16 protein-coding genes are annotated in these 15,496 nt (G+C 52.9%); 6 read left to right on the top strand and 10 right to left on the bottom strand.

Features of this window, described 5'->3' with window-relative positions:
• Positions 1-46: 46 nt before the first annotated feature.
• From AC3ZPD_RS15510 to AC3ZPD_RS15490, 5 genes are all read right to left on the bottom strand, one after another.
• On the bottom strand, positions 47-1,321 hold the full coding sequence (locus tag AC3ZPD_RS15510) for an ABC transporter substrate-binding protein (protein ID WP_490985360.1): 1,275 nt from the start codon (positions 1,319-1,321) through the stop codon (positions 47-49).
• Positions 1,322-1,447: 126 nt separating this feature from the next.
• Complete coding sequence (locus AC3ZPD_RS15505; protein WP_490985192.1) at positions 1,448-2,293, bottom strand: carbohydrate ABC transporter permease; 846 nt, start codon at positions 2,291-2,293, stop codon at positions 1,448-1,450.
• Positions 2,290-3,171 (bottom strand): carbohydrate ABC transporter permease, encoded by an 882-nt coding sequence (locus tag AC3ZPD_RS15500; protein WP_490985191.1) that lies wholly within the window; start codon positions 3,169-3,171, stop codon positions 2,290-2,292. Before AC3ZPD_RS15500 ends, AC3ZPD_RS15505 begins: the two co-directional genes overlap by 4 nt.
• Positions 3,172-3,499: 328 nt before the next feature.
• On the bottom strand, positions 3,500-3,832 hold the full coding sequence (locus AC3ZPD_RS15495) for a hypothetical protein (RefSeq protein ID WP_490985190.1): 333 nt from the start codon (positions 3,830-3,832) through the stop codon (positions 3,500-3,502).
• 162 nt (positions 3,833-3,994) lie between these two features.
• Positions 3,995-4,753, bottom strand: coding sequence for an SDR family oxidoreductase (locus AC3ZPD_RS15490; protein ID WP_490985189.1), 759 nt, complete (start codon positions 4,751-4,753; stop codon positions 3,995-3,997).
• 166 nt (positions 4,754-4,919) lie between these two features.
• On the opposite strand from AC3ZPD_RS15490, the gene AC3ZPD_RS15485 reads away from it, so the two are divergent.
• Positions 4,920-5,597, top strand: coding sequence for a TetR/AcrR family transcriptional regulator (locus AC3ZPD_RS15485; protein ID WP_490985188.1), 678 nt, complete (start codon positions 4,920-4,922; stop codon positions 5,595-5,597).
• 8 nt (positions 5,598-5,605) lie between these two features.
• On the opposite strand, the gene AC3ZPD_RS15480 is transcribed toward AC3ZPD_RS15485, so the two are convergent.
• On the bottom strand, positions 5,606-6,160 hold the full coding sequence (locus AC3ZPD_RS15480; RefSeq protein WP_490985187.1) for a YdhK family protein: 555 nt from the start codon (positions 6,158-6,160) through the stop codon (positions 5,606-5,608).
• Positions 6,161-6,327: 167 nt separating this feature from the next.
• On the opposite strand from AC3ZPD_RS15480, the gene AC3ZPD_RS15475 reads away from it, so the two are divergent.
• Positions 6,328-7,110, top strand: a complete 783-nt coding sequence (locus AC3ZPD_RS15475) for a TrmB family transcriptional regulator (protein WP_490985186.1) — start codon at positions 6,328-6,330, stop codon at positions 7,108-7,110.
• Between the two features lie 17 nt (positions 7,111-7,127).
• A complete protein-coding gene (locus AC3ZPD_RS15470; RefSeq protein ID WP_490985185.1) occupies positions 7,128-8,414 on the top strand; it encodes an MFS transporter in 1,287 nt (428 codons plus the stop codon).
• A gap of 117 nt (positions 8,415-8,531) precedes the next feature.
• Here the strand turns inward: AC3ZPD_RS15470 and AC3ZPD_RS15465 are convergent, their stop codons facing one another.
• From AC3ZPD_RS15465 to AC3ZPD_RS15455, 3 genes are read right to left on the bottom strand one after another with little or no spacing between them, the layout of a single operon-like run.
• Complete coding sequence (locus AC3ZPD_RS15465) at positions 8,532-9,512, bottom strand: FecCD family ABC transporter permease (RefSeq protein WP_490985184.1); 981 nt, start codon at positions 9,510-9,512, stop codon at positions 8,532-8,534.
• Positions 9,509-10,540, bottom strand: coding sequence for a FecCD family ABC transporter permease (locus AC3ZPD_RS15460; protein WP_490985183.1), 1,032 nt, complete (start codon positions 10,538-10,540; stop codon positions 9,509-9,511). Before AC3ZPD_RS15460 ends, AC3ZPD_RS15465 begins: the two co-directional genes overlap by 4 nt.
• A 14-nt stretch (positions 10,541-10,554) precedes the next feature.
• Positions 10,555-11,625 (bottom strand): ABC transporter substrate-binding protein, encoded by a 1,071-nt coding sequence (locus AC3ZPD_RS15455; protein ID WP_490985182.1) that lies wholly within the window; start codon positions 11,623-11,625, stop codon positions 10,555-10,557.
• Positions 11,626-11,842: 217 nt separating this feature from the next.
• Between AC3ZPD_RS15455 and pdxR the strand changes: the two genes are divergently transcribed.
• On the top strand, positions 11,843-13,291 hold the full coding sequence (pdxR, locus tag AC3ZPD_RS15450; protein ID WP_490985181.1) for a MocR-like pyridoxine biosynthesis transcription factor PdxR: 1,449 nt from the start codon (positions 11,843-11,845) through the stop codon (positions 13,289-13,291).
• A 178-nt stretch (positions 13,292-13,469) separates the two neighbouring features.
• Here the strand turns inward: pdxR and AC3ZPD_RS15445 are convergent, their stop codons facing one another.
• Positions 13,470-14,063 carry a TetR/AcrR family transcriptional regulator gene (locus tag AC3ZPD_RS15445; RefSeq protein ID WP_490985180.1) on the bottom strand — a complete coding sequence of 198 codons (594 nt, stop codon included), beginning with the start codon at positions 14,061-14,063 and terminating at the stop codon, positions 13,470-13,472.
• Between the two features lie 160 nt (positions 14,064-14,223).
• Between AC3ZPD_RS15445 and AC3ZPD_RS15440 the strand changes: the two genes are divergently transcribed.
• Entirely contained in the window at positions 14,224-15,114 is an 891-nt protein-coding gene (locus AC3ZPD_RS15440; protein WP_490985179.1) for a ketopantoate reductase family protein, read from the top strand.
• Between the two features lie 38 nt (positions 15,115-15,152).
• Entirely contained in the window at positions 15,153-15,323 is a 171-nt protein-coding gene (locus AC3ZPD_RS15435; RefSeq protein WP_490985178.1) for a hypothetical protein, read from the top strand.
• Positions 15,324-15,496: the final 173 nt, after the last annotated feature.

Raw genomic sequence — 15,496 nt, 5'->3', positions numbered from 1 at the left:
CCTCGCCTGCCTTCAGGCCGCGGGGAGCTGTTTGTTATATCGTCATCTATTGGACACTCAGGTTATCCCAGTTCGTCTGAAACTGCTCAAACATTTCCTGCTTATCGATTTTGCCTCCGATATAAGCCTGAATCGTGTTTGAAAGCTCCTGCGGCATGCCGTTTGGCATCCGGGCCCAGTTCCAAGAGAGCGTCTTGCCCGCATCCGTGTATTTGAGAATTTCGGCTCCGAGCGGACCGAGGTCTTCTTCGGTGCCCTTGATGCTGTTAAACGCCGGAATAAATTTAAATTCCTTGGTGATATATTTTTTCCCGGTATCGGAAGTGACCAGCCAGTTCAAAAAATCCTTCGCCTCCTGCTTCACCTGCGACTCCTTGTTGATCATCCAGTTGTTCGGCACGCCTACGTAAAGCTTATCGTTGTCCTCGGGCGTGTTGTCGATCGGCATCGGCAGAAAACCCAGCTTAAGGTCGGGGTTTATGCCGTCAAGCTGAACCTGCGTCCAGTTGCCCTGCTGCATCATGGCAGCCTGCCCGTTTGCAAACATCGTCACCTGGGCGTTGTAGTCGGTCGACAGCGGGTTTTTATTGCCATATTTCAGCGTTAAATCGAGCAGATTTGCCCACTCTTCAAAAACTGGGTTCCCTGCAAATTTCTCCGTGCCGTCCGTCAACCCTTGAATGAAAGCACCCGGATCCTTCTGCTGCGCAAAAGCCACGTTCACGTTATGGTTGCCGAGCACAAACCATTCCTGATAACCGTTGGCAAACGGCGTAACACCGATGGCCTGGAGTTTTTTACAGGCTTCCTCCAGCTCATCGATCGTCATCGGCAGCTTCGTGATGCCCGCTTTGGCGAACAGGTCTTTGTTGTACATAAACCCATAGCCCTCCAGGTTCATCGGCATGCCGTACAGCTTCCCGTCCCGGGTCATCGGCTCTTTGGCTACATCCTTCACGTCTTTCACCCAAGGCTGGTCGCTTAAGTCCTCCAGATAATCGATCCACATATCGCGCTCCACGTAACCCCCGATATTAAAAATATCCGGCTTGTCGCCCGAAGCGAACTTCGCTTTCAGGGAAGCCCCGTAATCGCTGCCTCCGCCTACGGTCTGGATATCCAGCTTGATGCCCGGATGCTCTTTTTCGTAATCGGCTTTAAGCTTGTCCAGCGCATCGGCGATTTCGACCTTGAACTGAAAAATGTGGATCGTTTTTGTGGCGCCCGCTTCCCCGCTGCCGCTCCGGCCGCAGCCGGCCGTAATAAGCGCTGTAGCCAGCAGCAGGCCGCCCAATTTAAACGCTTTTTGCGCTTTTTTAATGATCTGCACCGCGTATCCCTCCGTTCGCTCCGTCCCGTTCGGGGTTTCCCAATTGCCTTCAGGATTTCTGCCAGGATGGTTTATTCCTTTAATCGTTTACAACCTTAACCCTTCATTTCCTGATCCTTATCCCTTTACAGACCCGGCCGACACGCCCTCGATAATGTATTTCTGCATCGCGAGGAAAAAGATCACGACAGGCGCAATGCCCAGCGTCAGCGCCGGAAGCGCCAAATCCCACTGCTTCGTGTATTGGCCGAAAAAAGCATAGGTGGCGATCGGAATCGTCGCCAAATTCGGATTTTGCAGAATCAAATAGGGCATCAGATAGTCGTTCCAGATCCACAGCGTATTCAAAATGATGACGGTCACGATAATCGGTTGCATCAAAGGCAGCACAATCCGGAAGAAGATGCCGTAAGGCGAACTCCCGTCTACTTTGCCTGCTTCCTCAATGTCGACCGGAACCGATTTCACGAATCCGTGGAACAGGAAAACCGTAATCGGCGCCCCGAAGCCAAGGTAAGCGATGATCAGGCCCCATGTGCTGTCCATCAGCGACAGGCCGCTGAGCACCTTCACCAGCGGAATCATGATCGCCTGGAAAGGAATCACCATCGCCGCTACAAACGCCAGATAAAGAAGTTTATTGAACCGGGTTGGCCTGCGGACCATTTTATAAGCAGCCATAGCGCAAATCAGCGAAAGCAGCAGGTTGCTGGCCACGGTCACGATCAGCGAATTCAGGAATGCGCTCGGAAAATCCGTCGCCTTCCAGGCTTCCCGGTAATTGCTCCAATGGAATGCCGCCGGCCAATTCGCCGAATCCGTCAGGATGCTGCCGTATTCCTTAACCGAATTGACGAGCAGAAAATAAAACGGAACGAGAAACAGCAGCCCCAGCAAAACGATGAGAATTTCCGCGATTACCAGGGGAATGCTGTACCCGCCGCGCAAGGTTTTGGTTCTCATACCTCAACCTCCTTCCGTTTTGTAGCCCATACCTGAAGGACGGAAATCAGGGCAACCACGATGAAGAAAATGATCGCTTTGGCCGAACCCATGCCATAACGGCTAAGGGTGTAGGCTTCATTATATATGTTGAGCGCCACCGATTCGGTAGCCTTAAACGGCCCGCCTTTGGTCAGTGAGAGATTCAGGTCAAACAGCTTAAACGACCAGGAGATCGAAAGGAATAAACAAACCGTCACCGCCGGCATCACCATCGGGATGAGCACATGCCGCAGCACCTGCCATCGGCCTGCCCCGTCCACGCGGGCCGCCTCCGTCAATCCTTTAGGCACGTTGCCCAGGGCAGAAATGTAAATGACCATCAAATACCCGGCATTTTGCCAGACGAAGACGATGACGATCGACCAGAACGAGGTGCTCTCCGTTCCCAGCCAAGGCAGGTTGAAGAACGGCCAGCCCGTAGCCTGGCCGATAGAAGCGAACCCCCGCACAAAAATAAACTGCCAGATAAAGCCCAGCAGCAAGCCGCCGATCACGTGCGGCATAAAGAAAACCGTCCGCATCACGTTGCGTGTAAACAGCTTGCGCGTCAGCACATAAGCGAGCGTAAACCCCAGCAGATTCGTCAAAATCAGGCCCAGCACGGTAAACCTGACCGTAAACCAGAAGGAGTGCAGGAAGGACGGATCTTTCGTGAAGATGTGGACATAATTGCGTATGCCCGTCAGGTCCGCATGTTTCGCAATGCCATTCCAGCTCGTAAAGGAATAATACAAGCCCAGCAAGAAGGGAACCGCCACAATCACGGCAAAAAACACGGCCGCAGGTCCTACAAAAATGAACTGCTCAAGCAGCTCCGGCCCTTTTTTCCGGTTCATCTCCCTCACCTCATTTCGGATTAGTCACTGCTTCAACATGTTTACCCGGCCTTTGCTTGCTTTAATCTCAAATGCTGGAAATTGGAAGTCGGTTTATGCCGGATTTGGGCAAAAAAAAGAACATCTTCTCCGTCCTCAGGACGGAAAGATGTTCGGACTAGGGCTCGCGACTGCGGCGCAAGCTTGCCGTTTCTCGGAGCGCGCTAACCACTCAAAGATACTATTTCAAAAGGGGATGTCTTCATAGTAAGCCGGCTAGCTGAAAATAGAATGATAGGAACCTTAATTTTTCCTAAAAAAATACGATCCGCAGCTTTGCGAGCAAACCCTAGTATTGAGTCCAATACCGGGTCCGGTCCCCCTCGTTCTCTTCGGAAAAATGAAAACGCGAATCCGCTATCCGCTCCTCGGGCTCCCGGCTTTGCAGCATCACAATCGCCTGCGGGTCAAATTCAAAGGCCGCGGTCCGCCGGAGGGATATCACCGGCTTCTCTTCCCACGTGATAAACCCCTTCTCCTTTAGCTGCTCAAGAGCTCTTGAAAGTTCCGGCTTCCTCCGTCCCGTCTTCCTTTCCAGCTCGCTCCAATTCGGCATTCGGCGCTGCTGCGCCGAGAAATTAAACAAGATCCTCAGCAGCTTGCGCTGCAGATCTGGAAGCATGCCTTCCACCTCCATAACAAGAACATTAGTTCCTATTATATAAGAACTAATGTTCCCTTTTCAATCCCATTTAAACGTTTTCCCAAAACTTACTATCTGCTTGTTCCAATAAAAAAACGCCCCTCAAAGGGACGTTTCTTCTAAAGCATAAAGGCTTTGCGCTTAATAAGCGGTCCAGCCTGCATCTGCCGTGATTACCGTGCCGTTCACGAAACTCGATTCCTCGGAGGCCAGGAATAAAGCCACCTGCGCGATCTCCTCCGGTTTGCCGTTCCGCGGGTTCAAGGCCATGCCAAGCCCCTGCCGGGAAGCGCCGAACGAGTTGATGTGCGTCATGCTCGAGCCGATATTCGTTTCCACGCCGCCTGGAGCAATCGCGTTGCAGCGGATGCCGTTCTGTGCGTACATGAAACCTGTATTTTTCGTAAAACCGATAACCGCGTGTTTGGATGCCGTATAAGCCGCCCCCGCACGTGCGCCGTAAAGGCCGCCGGCAGAAGCCACATTTACGATAACCCCTTTGTTTTTCTCCAGAAAAATCGGCAGCACCTTGCGGGTAGCGCGCATGACGCTGGTCGTGTTCACCGCGAAAATCCGTTCCCAGTCCGCGTCCTTAACATCGCCCGCCGGCTCGAAGTTGTCCATGATCCCCGCGTTGTTGACCAGAATATCAACCGTGCCGTAAGTGCTTACCGCGGTATCCACCAGCTGCTGGATATCCTCTTCTGCTGCCACGTTGGTTTTGATCGCTGTCGCCGTTCCGCCATTCTCCGAAATTTCCCGGACCGTGGCTTCCGCTCCCTCCAGATTCAAGTCGGAGACGATCACCTTCGCCCCTTCTTTAGCGAATAATAACGCGATCTGCTTGCCCATGCCAGAAGCCGCGCCGGTTACGATAGCTGTTTGATTTTGAAGTCTCATCAGGAAACCTCCCTTTTATTATAGCGACGTACTGTAATCGCTTTACTTCCTTGCCACCATTATAAATTTGCCTTAAAAGCTGATACAATAAACACGTCTAGGACAATTTGTACAATATTGTTCACATCTCGGAGTATTTGTTGAATTTTATAAGGCGGTGAGCGGAATGGCCGGCATCCAGACTACGGACAAAAGAATCAAAAAGTCGCGGCAGGCCTTAAAAGAAGCGCTGCTTCAGCTGCTGAAGGACTACACGTTTGAAGAGATCACCATCACGCAAATCGTTCAGCATGCCGATGTTAACCGGGGAACTTTTTATAATAACTATCAGGAAAAAGAGCAGTTGCTGGAGGAAATGCTTCACGACGTGCTCTCCGATCTGCTTAAAGCTTACCGCCGCCCTTATCTGAATCGTGCCAAATTGGAAATTCACCGGCTGGAAGCGGGAGCCGTGGAGATTTTCCGGCACGTGTCAGAGCATGCGAATTTTTACCGGGTCGCGCTCGGTTCCAGCTCACTGCCCGGATTTGAGCGCAAGATCTTTGCTTTCCTTAAAAGCATCCCGATGCAGGATCTGATTTACCCGGCCGTTTTGGAAAGCGCTGCAGGAGACTCAGTCCTTTCTGAATCGCAAGAGCTGGACCACGAACTTTGGTGCAGCTTTTACGCCTCCGGCCTGATCGGGATGATCGGCTACTGGATTGAACACGATTTTGCCCAATCCCATGAATACATGGCCCGGCAGCTTGTCCAGCTTCTGACCCGCGGCGGCCATCTCTCCATGCTGACCCGGGAGGGTTTGGAAAAAAGGAAGCTTACGCTTGAAGGCGTAAGCTTGGGATAGTGACGGGATTATTTGGCGCTAATTTCGCTTTCAATCACCCATTTATGGTTTTTGACTTCCGGCTCGCCGGTCGTAGGTTTGTAATCCACCATATAAACCGTGGTCGTTTCCGCAGATTCAATTACGCCGGATGCGCCTTTCATGCCCGGCATATGGTTGGCTTCCAGGACGACCTTTGTTCCCGGCTTAAGCACCAACCGGCCCGCGTCTTTGATCTCCTCCTGAACGACCCATTTGTGGTTTTTGACGGGTTCGCCGCCGGTAGTCGGCGTATAAGTCACCGCGTACGCCGTTGTCGCATAAGCGCCGACCACGGTGGCTTCCGCCCCCTTCATCCCTTCCATATGATCGGCTTTCAGAATAACCTTGCTGCCGATTTTATAAGCCGGATCTGCTTTCACCTGCAGTCCCTCTGGCAGTTGGCCGCTGTCCTCATGCATGGCGGAAGCCGCCATGTTTTCCTTTTTCGCCGTTTGGCCTTGGCACCCGCTTACAACGAGCAGAATGGCTATCCCTATCATTAGCGCATATTTTCGCATGCTGAACACCTCTGTTTGTTTCATAATGGTTTTCTTTCGGGATTAGTATACCCGCTAGGGGTATATTTAAAACTAGACAGCGGTATTTTTATGGGGTCCCTCACATGCAAAAATATCTTTAAAATTGGATTGACAGCATTTTAGTAGTATTTTAACATAACACTATGATCTTTTAGAAACGGAAGGTGCTTATGATTGAACAATTGAGGAAGCTGGGGCTTTCGGATCTGGAAGCAAGATGTTACCTGGTTCTTCACGAAAAATCGCGCATTTCCGGCTATGAAGTGGCCAAACACGTCTCTGTTTCCAGAAGCAATGTTTATGCGGCTCTCCGAACCCTTCATGAAAAGGGAATCTGCCGCATCATTGAAGGCGATCCGGTGCTGTACGAGGCTGTGCCGATCAAGCAGGTCATCAAGCTGCTGCAATCCGACTTTGACCGGACCGCGCGCACGCTGCTGGACGAAATGTCCGCGCCGCCCTGCATCCCGCCTTTTTTTGCGAACTGGAAAGGGGACAAGCTCGTCAAGCAGGCGATCCGACGGTTGATCGCCAACGCCGAGCGCAGCATTTTAATCGACGTGTGGGCCGAAGACCTGCCGTCGTTGGAAACGCCGCTGCTTGAAGCGCAGGAACGGGGCGTATCCGTACACCTGATCGTTATGGGCGAATGCCGGACCGCGCTGCGGAATGTCACCATTCATCAGCGCCCTGAGGAAGCGGCCGGTCAAATCCGCCACTTCACTTTGCTGTGCGACAAAGAAAGCGCGCTGGTCGGCAGCTTTGGAACGGACACCGAACAATCCGTACTGGAGAGCAATCATCCCAGTATTGTGGACCTGGTCGCAAGCGCTTATCAGCATGACGTCATTTTGCTGCGTATTGAGCAGGATTTCGGTGACGAACTAAACCGGAAATACGGACCGCATTACCGGAAAATCAAACAGGAACATCCCGAAATGCGGGATGACTGAATTATCAAGAAACAGATGTGTTTCAGCAGGAGGGGTTTATCATCGCCGCATCTAGTCCATCCGTTCTTAGAACGAACCGATCTTTCCGCCATTTATGGTTTGCGCGGATTTTCACCACGACATCCTTTCAAATGTTAACCGTGGCCATCAGCTGGCAAATGTACGAGCTGACCAATGACGCTTTCAGCCTGGGGCTTGTCGGCCTTGCCGAATTTATCCCGATGCTGCTGCTCACGCTGGTTGCCGGACAAGTGGCCGACCGGTTTGAACGCCGTAAAATCATTTTTATCTGCCAAATTATTGAATGCGGCATTGTGGCTTTGCTCGTCGCTTCTACGCTGGGCCACTGGATCCAAAGCTACCACATCCTGATCGCAGCCGCGATTCTCGGGGCCTCCCGGTCTTTTGAGAATCCGACCAACTCGGCGCTGGTCCCCGATCTGGTGGAAAGGGAAGACCTGCCGCAAGCCGCCGCTTGGTCGGCATCGGCTGGACAGACCGCTTCCATCGTCGGCCCTTCCCTCGGAGGCCTGCTGCTCGTATTCGGCGCATCGGCCGTCTATTTTACGTCTATCGCGGCCTTGCTTATTTCCGCCTTTCTGATTTTGTCCATCAAGGTCAAACGCACCGTCCGGAAAGCGGAAGCCGCCAGCATGGATTCCCTGCTGAACGGCCTGCGGTTTGTTTTCAAACGAAAAATCATCCTGGGCACGATTTCGCTTGATCTGTTCGCCGTTCTGCTTGGCGGCGCCACGGCGCTCCTGCCGATCTTTTCCGAAAATGTGCTGCACACCGGAACGTGGGGACTTGGACTGCTGCGTACGGCGCCGGCGGTTGGCGCTTTGCTGATGTCGCTTGTACTGACCCGATATTCTATCCAGCATGCCATCGGTAAATATCTGTTCAGCTCGCTTGCGATTTTTGGACTGGCCACCGTTTTGTTCGCCGTCTCCAAAAACCTCACCTTGTCCCTGGTCGCCTTGTTCCTGATCGGGGCTTCGGACGTGGTGAGCGTGGTCATCCGTTCTACGCTGGTTCAATTAAATACGCCGCGGGAAATGCAGGGCCGGGTAAATGCGGTGAACATGCTGTTCATCGGCACCTCCAACCAGCTTGGCGAGTTTGAATCCGGCACGATGGCCAACTGGTTCGGGGCAGTTACCGCCACCATCATCGGCGGTATCGGCACCCTGGTAGTCGCGGTGCTGTGGATGTACCTGTTCCCGGCGCTGCGGACTTTAAAAACTTTCTACGATAACAGCCCGGGTTCCGAAGAAGGAGCCGAAGCCGCTGCGGTAAAATAAACAAAAAAGAAGAGCCTTGGGGCCAATGTCATTAAGCTAGCTAATCTTAATAACATTGCCCTGGGGGCTCTTCTTTTTTTGCCTTCTTTTTGCAGGACTCTCTCATATCTTAGGCCTTTACCTATATCCGGTTTTGCGTCTGAGCAATATATAAATGAAATAAGGCGCGCCCAGCAGCGCTGTAACGATGCCGGCCGGAATTTCGAGCGGCGGATGAATCACCCGCCCGGCCAAATCGGCCAGCGCAACCAGGAGCGCGCCCAGCAGAGCCGCCACCGGCAGCGAATACCGGCTGTCGGGGCCGGTCAGCAGCCTGGCCAGCGGCGGAATGACCAGCCCGACGAAACCGATCGTGCCGGCAACCGCCACGGCGCTGGCGGCAAGGCCAAGCGCAACCAGCAGCAGAAGCAGCCGCACAAGCTGAATCCGCATGCCCAGCCCTTTGACGGTTTCTTCGTCAAGCTGCAGCGTATTGAGATTCCGGCGGTTAATGAGCGCCAAGATCAGACCCGCCGCTGTCCAAGGCCAGATCAGCTCGACATGCTGCCAGGAACGGGCGTACAAGCTCCCTTTCAGCCATACCAGCGCCTGCGACGAATCCAGCGCGTATTTGACGATCATATACGTGATCAGCGCCTGAAGCCCGGTCGATATCGCCACCCCCGTCAAAGCTAACCTCATCGGGCGGATGCCCCCTCCCTGATAGGCGACAAGGTAGACGATAGCTGCAGCCAGCAAAGCCCCGGCAAAAGCGGCGCCCGGAAGCACCTCCTCCCCAAGCGTCGGAAAAACGAGCAGCACGATGACCGCAAACAGCCCTCCTCCGGCCGACACCCCGATAATTTCGGGGGAAGCCAGCGGATTCCGGGTGACGCCCTGCAGGATAAACCCGGATACCGCCATATTAACGCCGACCAGCACCGCGAGAATCAGCCGCGGCAGGCGATATTTCAGCACCAGCAGATCCCCGGTCTCCAGTTCTCGAAAAATAGTCGGCAGCGGCGTTTTAACGGCGCCAAACCACAAGCTCAGCAGCGCAGCGATCAGCAGCAATCCGGCCAGACCGGCGACCAGGAAGAGATAATATCCTTTTTTCACAAGCGTCCCCCCCTGCCGCGCCGAAGCAAATATAGAAAAAACGGTACCCCGATAAGGGCCGTTATAATCCCTACCGGAACATCCGACGGATAAAACATCCACTGGGCCGCAAAATCCGCCAGCGAAAGCAGAACGGCGCCCAGCAGCGCCGACAAGGGGATCAGTACCCTGTAATTAACCCCTCCGATTCTGCGGGCCATATGGGGCACCATCAAGCCGATAAAACCGATCGGGCCGGCGACGGCAACCGCACTTCCCGCCAGCACCGTCACCAAAAGGCCCAGCAGGGCCCGTGTCCGGGCAATTTTTACACCCAGGCCCGATGCCACCTCATCCCCTTGCCCCATGACATTCAGCGTTCCGGCAAGCAGATAAGCGGCGGCAATCGCCGGAATATCCAGTGCCCAGACCAGGTAATTGTCCCGCCATTCGGCCCCGGTCAGCTTTCCGGCCATCCAATACAAAATTTCGCTCAGCCGGGTTTCAAACAGCAGGATCGTCCCCGTTGTCAAAGCGCCCATAAAAGCACTGATCGCTACGCCCGCAAGCACAAGCCGGGAAGGATCTTTTCCGCCGAAGCGGGAGATCAGGAAGACCAGCAGTCCGCAGACACCGGCCCCGCACAAAGCCGCTATACAAATGACGCTGGACGTACTGGCTTCCCCAAAAGCCAATAAAGCGACCACGGCAAAAAAAGAAGCGCCTTGATTCAGCCCCATAATCTCCGGGTCGGACAGAAAATTGCGGGTCATCGCCTGCAGGAGGCAGCCCGCCACGGCCAAGACCGCTCCCAGCGAAACGGCCAGAAGCAAACGCGGCAGGCGCACCTGCCAAACCGTATAGTTCAGCAGGACGTCCTCAGAACTGCCGGACGGAAAAAAAAGCGGCCGGATGGCAAGGCCGCTTACCCTATATGTAAGGCTTAAACCCACCACGGCGGCCAACAGGAGGATCATCGCGAAGAAGATCCAACCTGCCGGAACCGGGAACCGGGCTCTTTTGCGTTCCTCCTGTAAACTGCTGCTCATCTCGTGCTCTCTCCTTATTTGGAAGCGTTCGCGGCCGTGATGTAGGAAAGGGCCTCGTCAATGATTTTAGTAGCGGCAATCGGTCCGCGTCCGCGCGACCACAGATCGCGGTCCACCTCGATCAGATGGTTATCCTTCACGGCCTTCAGATCCTTAAATAAAGGATTAGACTGCAGCGGATCGGTTTTGTCTCCGTAAACCATAATATAGTCCGGGTTAATCTCATGAACGCGTTCCAGGCCCATGTGCGTCCCTTCGCCTTTGCTTTCCAGATCGGTCGATGCCTCGCCGCTGAAAGCATAATTCAGGCCGATGCTGCTCAGGAGCGAACCAATGAAGGAGTCTTTAACCCATACCGTAAATTGATTATCGAAAAATCCGACTACGAGGATCGAAGGGCTCCCCGGAAGCTGCTGCTTGGCCGTCTCGATTTTTTTATTGAAGTCGGCCTCGAACTGGTCAGCTTCCTTTTCTTTGCCCAAAATTTTACCGATGCTGTGGAGATTGTCCAAAATCCGGCTGTAGCTTTCATCGTCAAAAGCGACGGTCGGGGCAATCCCCTCCAGTTCCTTGCGAATCATACCATGGCGCTTCACGCTGGCAATAATCAAATCCGGCTGCAGCGACTGGATGACCTCCAGATTCGGCGCTTTCCTTTCACCGACATCGGCAATGTCCGGTTTCACCATGCCCTTCAAATATTCGGGAACCCTGCTCGTCCCTACTCCCGCATTTCCCGCCGGAGTAACGCCTAAGGCGGTCAAAGTATCGATGAACGAGAAATCCAGAGTAACGATTTTTTGCGGCGTTTGCTTGACCGTCAAGGTGCTCCACTCATTCGGCACCTCAAACGGAGTGGTCCCGACTGCTGTGGCCGTTCCTGTTCCGGCGCTTGAAGCTCCTGAGCCGCTATCATTCGAGGCGGCCGAGGAATTCGAGCCGCTGGCGCCATTTGCCGCATTCCCCGCGTTTGAACCGCCTGCAGCCTGTGCCGCATTCGAACTATCGTTAGCGAAGCCGCATCCGGTCACCGCAAGACTTAACATCGTTATAAAAATAATAAGGGTTAGGATGTTTTTTTTCATCTGAATCTCCTTCTTAATTGTGAATGATTATTATTATCATTTACAAATTATAGTGGAGGGTTTTGTCTTTCGCACCAGCCAGTTTTCAAAAGATAACGCCACCCAATTTAAACGCCGGGCTCCCCTGCCATTCTTCGCCTTTCGGGTTTGTTCGGTTCTTGCCTCTTGTGATACGATGGGGAAAAATCAATCAGGAACCATGAAGCAGGTGTGTATTGTGTGGAAACCCGACCGCCGGAGTCCGACGCCGATCTATCTCCAGATTGCAGACCGGCTGCAGCATTTAATTATTCAGGGCGAATATTCGCCGGGGAGCTCTCTCCCCTCTGAACGCAAGCTTGCCGAATTGTTCGGCGTCAACCGCAGCACGATTGTTCAGGCCTATACCGAACTGCGGGAGCACGGCCTCATTGAAAGCCGGCCCGGAAGCAAAACGCGGGTCAGTCTCCACCGCGGACGGGACGAAGAAGCTCTTCCGCCGGAGTGGCACCGTTATGCCGAAAATGGCGTTTTCCTGCCCAATACGCCGTTTCTGCGCCACATCCGGGAGGCGCTGGCCCAGGACCCGTCGATCATCGATTTTGCCAGCGGCAAGCTGTCGCTGGACCTTTCGCCCGTGCAGGAAATCAATGAAATTATGAGGAGCTCCGTATATCGGCCTGAGCCTGAAAATGACAGCATCCTAGGCTACCCTCCCCTGCGCAGAGCCTTGGCCGCTTTCCTAAAAAAATACCGGGGCATCGACACCTCGCCGGAGTCGATTCTCATTACTAGCGGTTCGCAGCAGGCCCTGTATCTGATTACTCAATGCCTGCTGTCTCCAGGGGACGCCGTCGCGGTTGAATCTCCCTCGTATACCTTGTCCTTGTCCATGTTCCAATCCGCCGGTCTGCGGATGTACCGGATGCCGGTGGACGAACACGGCGTAAAGACTGAAGGTCTGCGTACATTGCAGAAAAAATACCGGATTCAGATGCTGTTCGTCAGTCCGAATTTTCAAAACCCGACCGGAACGCTGCTGCAGCAGGAACGGAAACGGCAGCTGCTGGAGACGGCCGGCAGAATCCGCCTGCCGATTGTGGAGGACGACCAGTTCAGCCTTATGGCTTATGACACGGATTCCCCGTCGCCTATAAAGGCCGAATCGGATGCGGTGAACACGCTGTATATCGGCTCGTTTTCCAAAATTGCCGCTTCCGGCCTGCGGATCGGCTGGATCGTGGCTCCGGCATCCGTTATCCGGCGGCTGGCCGACGCCAGACGACAGATGGACCTCGGGTTCAGCGTGATTCCCCAGCAAATTGCCGCAGCGTTCATGGAGTCGCGGTATTTCGACCCTCATATGAACCGGCTGCGGCAGGAGCTGATCCGGAAGCGGGATACGATGGCAGAAGCGCTGCGAAAACATCTCGGCGATCGGGTCGAATTTAGCGTTCCGCAGGGCGGCCTGCATTTGTGGTGTAAAATTTTGCCGGAAGTCAGCGATACCCGGCTTCTGGACGAAGCGCTCCGGCAGGGCGTCGCTTTTGTTCCCGGCAGCGTGTATGGGGCGAGCGCCGGATACATGCGGCTCACTTATGCCCGGCCCAATGCGGAAGACATCGAGCCGGGCATAATCCGGCTGGCCGCGGCTGTTCGGGCAGCCTTACACGGCGCCGCTGAGTAAAGGTCCGGAAATAGCGGGATCAAAAACCCGAGCTATGACGCAGGCAAAAATAAACAGACGCCGTAAATCATACCGGCGTCTGTTTGTTTTTTTATAATGGATGACCTTCGGATTTCCGTCCTCACCCACTGGCCGAATAATTTAATCCAGACTTTCCTATCTGACCGAGTCTCGCTTTTCATCGATATTCTTCGCCACTACGATAAAGCCCCAGACCGTTCATAACATAGGGACGTACAAGGGCTACAAGCACATCGGTTCGATCTTTCTCCTCGACATTTAACCAATAATGCGCAGCGCCATAGATCACCGATCCTGTCATGGCCGCCATGATTTGTATATGATGCCTGTCCGCCCCATGCAGGGAACCCTCTTTCAGAAACATGTTCTCGATGGTTTGCTGCAGCATTTTCTTTATTTTTTCATCGACAAGCGTAGCCATCGAATTGGAATCCATTCTGCAGATCCGATAAAAATCCAGGATGTATTTGTGCGTCAGCAAGATCAACTGGTCGCATATCTCATCCGTAAACTCCTCTGCATTCGCCACTTGCTCAGGAATCATTTCATGAAAAACCTGTTCTGTAACTTCGTCCAGCAAAGCATATTTATCTTCAAAATGGGCATAAAAGGTGGCCCGGTTAATGGTTGCTTTCTGCGCGATATCTTTGATGGTGATTGCATCAAATCCTTTTCTCCGCAACAAATCTCTGAACGCTGCTCTTATTAACTGTCGTGTGCGCAGCACCCTCGGATCTTCCTGATTTGCCATTCCTATATCTCCTTGTTAAACATCAATGATCACAATGTGTTGCTTATACGACTTTCCTTCAACTCTGCCGATTGAACTCATAAGCATGCGATTTTATTATCTTATCAAACAGGTGTTGTTTAAACAATCTGTGACTAATTATTTGAAAGGAAGGATCCTATTGAACACCAAACCACAAAGACTTTTGATATTTGGCGCTGGCGTGATTGGCAGTGTGTATGCACTTCGATTAGTACAGTCGAAACTGGACGTCACTATACTGGCACGAGGAAAGAGACTGGAGTCGCTGAGAAGGGACGGACTGAAATATAACGATAATGGAACGATAAAGCAAATATCGATCAAGACGATCGAAAAACTTGATAACGACGACATTTATGATTTCATTTTGGTCCCGGTCAGATATGATCAGGCCGAATCTGCCCTGTCAGCGATCAAGCATAATCGAAGCAAGACCATCGTCACCTTGACCAACACCATTGGATATGACTCTTGGCTTGAAATCGTGGGCGATCGCTTACTGCCGGGATTCCCGGGCGCAGGTGGAGACATCAAAGAAGATGTTCTATACGCCCAATTTGGTTCCGAAAAACATCAAGGAACCATTTTGGGTGAAATCAATGGACAAACGACCGAAAGAGTGAAAGAGCTTGCCAAAATATTTAAATCGGCGGATTTGCATTACGAAATCCAAAAAGACATTCAGGCCTTCCATATTTCGCATGCTGCGCTCGCTATCGTCAACAAGCATTTCTATACGAAGGACGGAATGGTGGATATAGAGACGGCAAGAAGTGTAAGCACTCTAAGCAAGATTGCCGCAGAGATTAAACAGAACATTCGCCTGGTAGAGCAAGCCGGAATTCCGGTAATCCCGCCCGAAACGAAGGCAATGGGAGAATTGCCTGACAACGATATTATTTCCCGTTACCGCCAGATGCTGAGCAATGACTTCATCATTGATGTAAAGCTTGGGAACCATGCCGTCAGCCAAAAAGCAGAAATATTGTTATTGGATGAAAAGTTTCATAAAAAGCTTTCTGTCGTCTAAACCGGCTGCGGCAGGAGTTGATCCGGAAGCGGGATACGATGGCCGAAGCGCTGCGGCAGGGCGTCGCTTTTGTGCCCGGCAGCGTGTATGGGGCGGGCGCCGGATACATGCGGCTCACTTACGCCCGGCTCAAAGCGGAAGATATCGAGCCGGGCATAATCCGGCTGGCCGCGGCTATTCGGGCGGCCGTCAATGGAGCCGCCGAATAAAAAGATGAAACCATGAGGCTATCGCGGGTTAAAAAAAGAAAGACGCCGGAAATAAACTGGTACCCATAGACTGGACACTTTGAAAAAAAGGTGTCTGGGCTATGGGTACTTTTTGTATACTGGAAGAGGCAATGGAGGGGATGACATGAGTAAGAAACATTTTAACCAAGCAG

It is taken from the genome of Paenibacillus mobilis, assembly GCF_058267595.1.
Note: the sequence above shows the minus strand (reverse complement) of the source record. Positions and strands in the feature narration are given on the sequence as shown.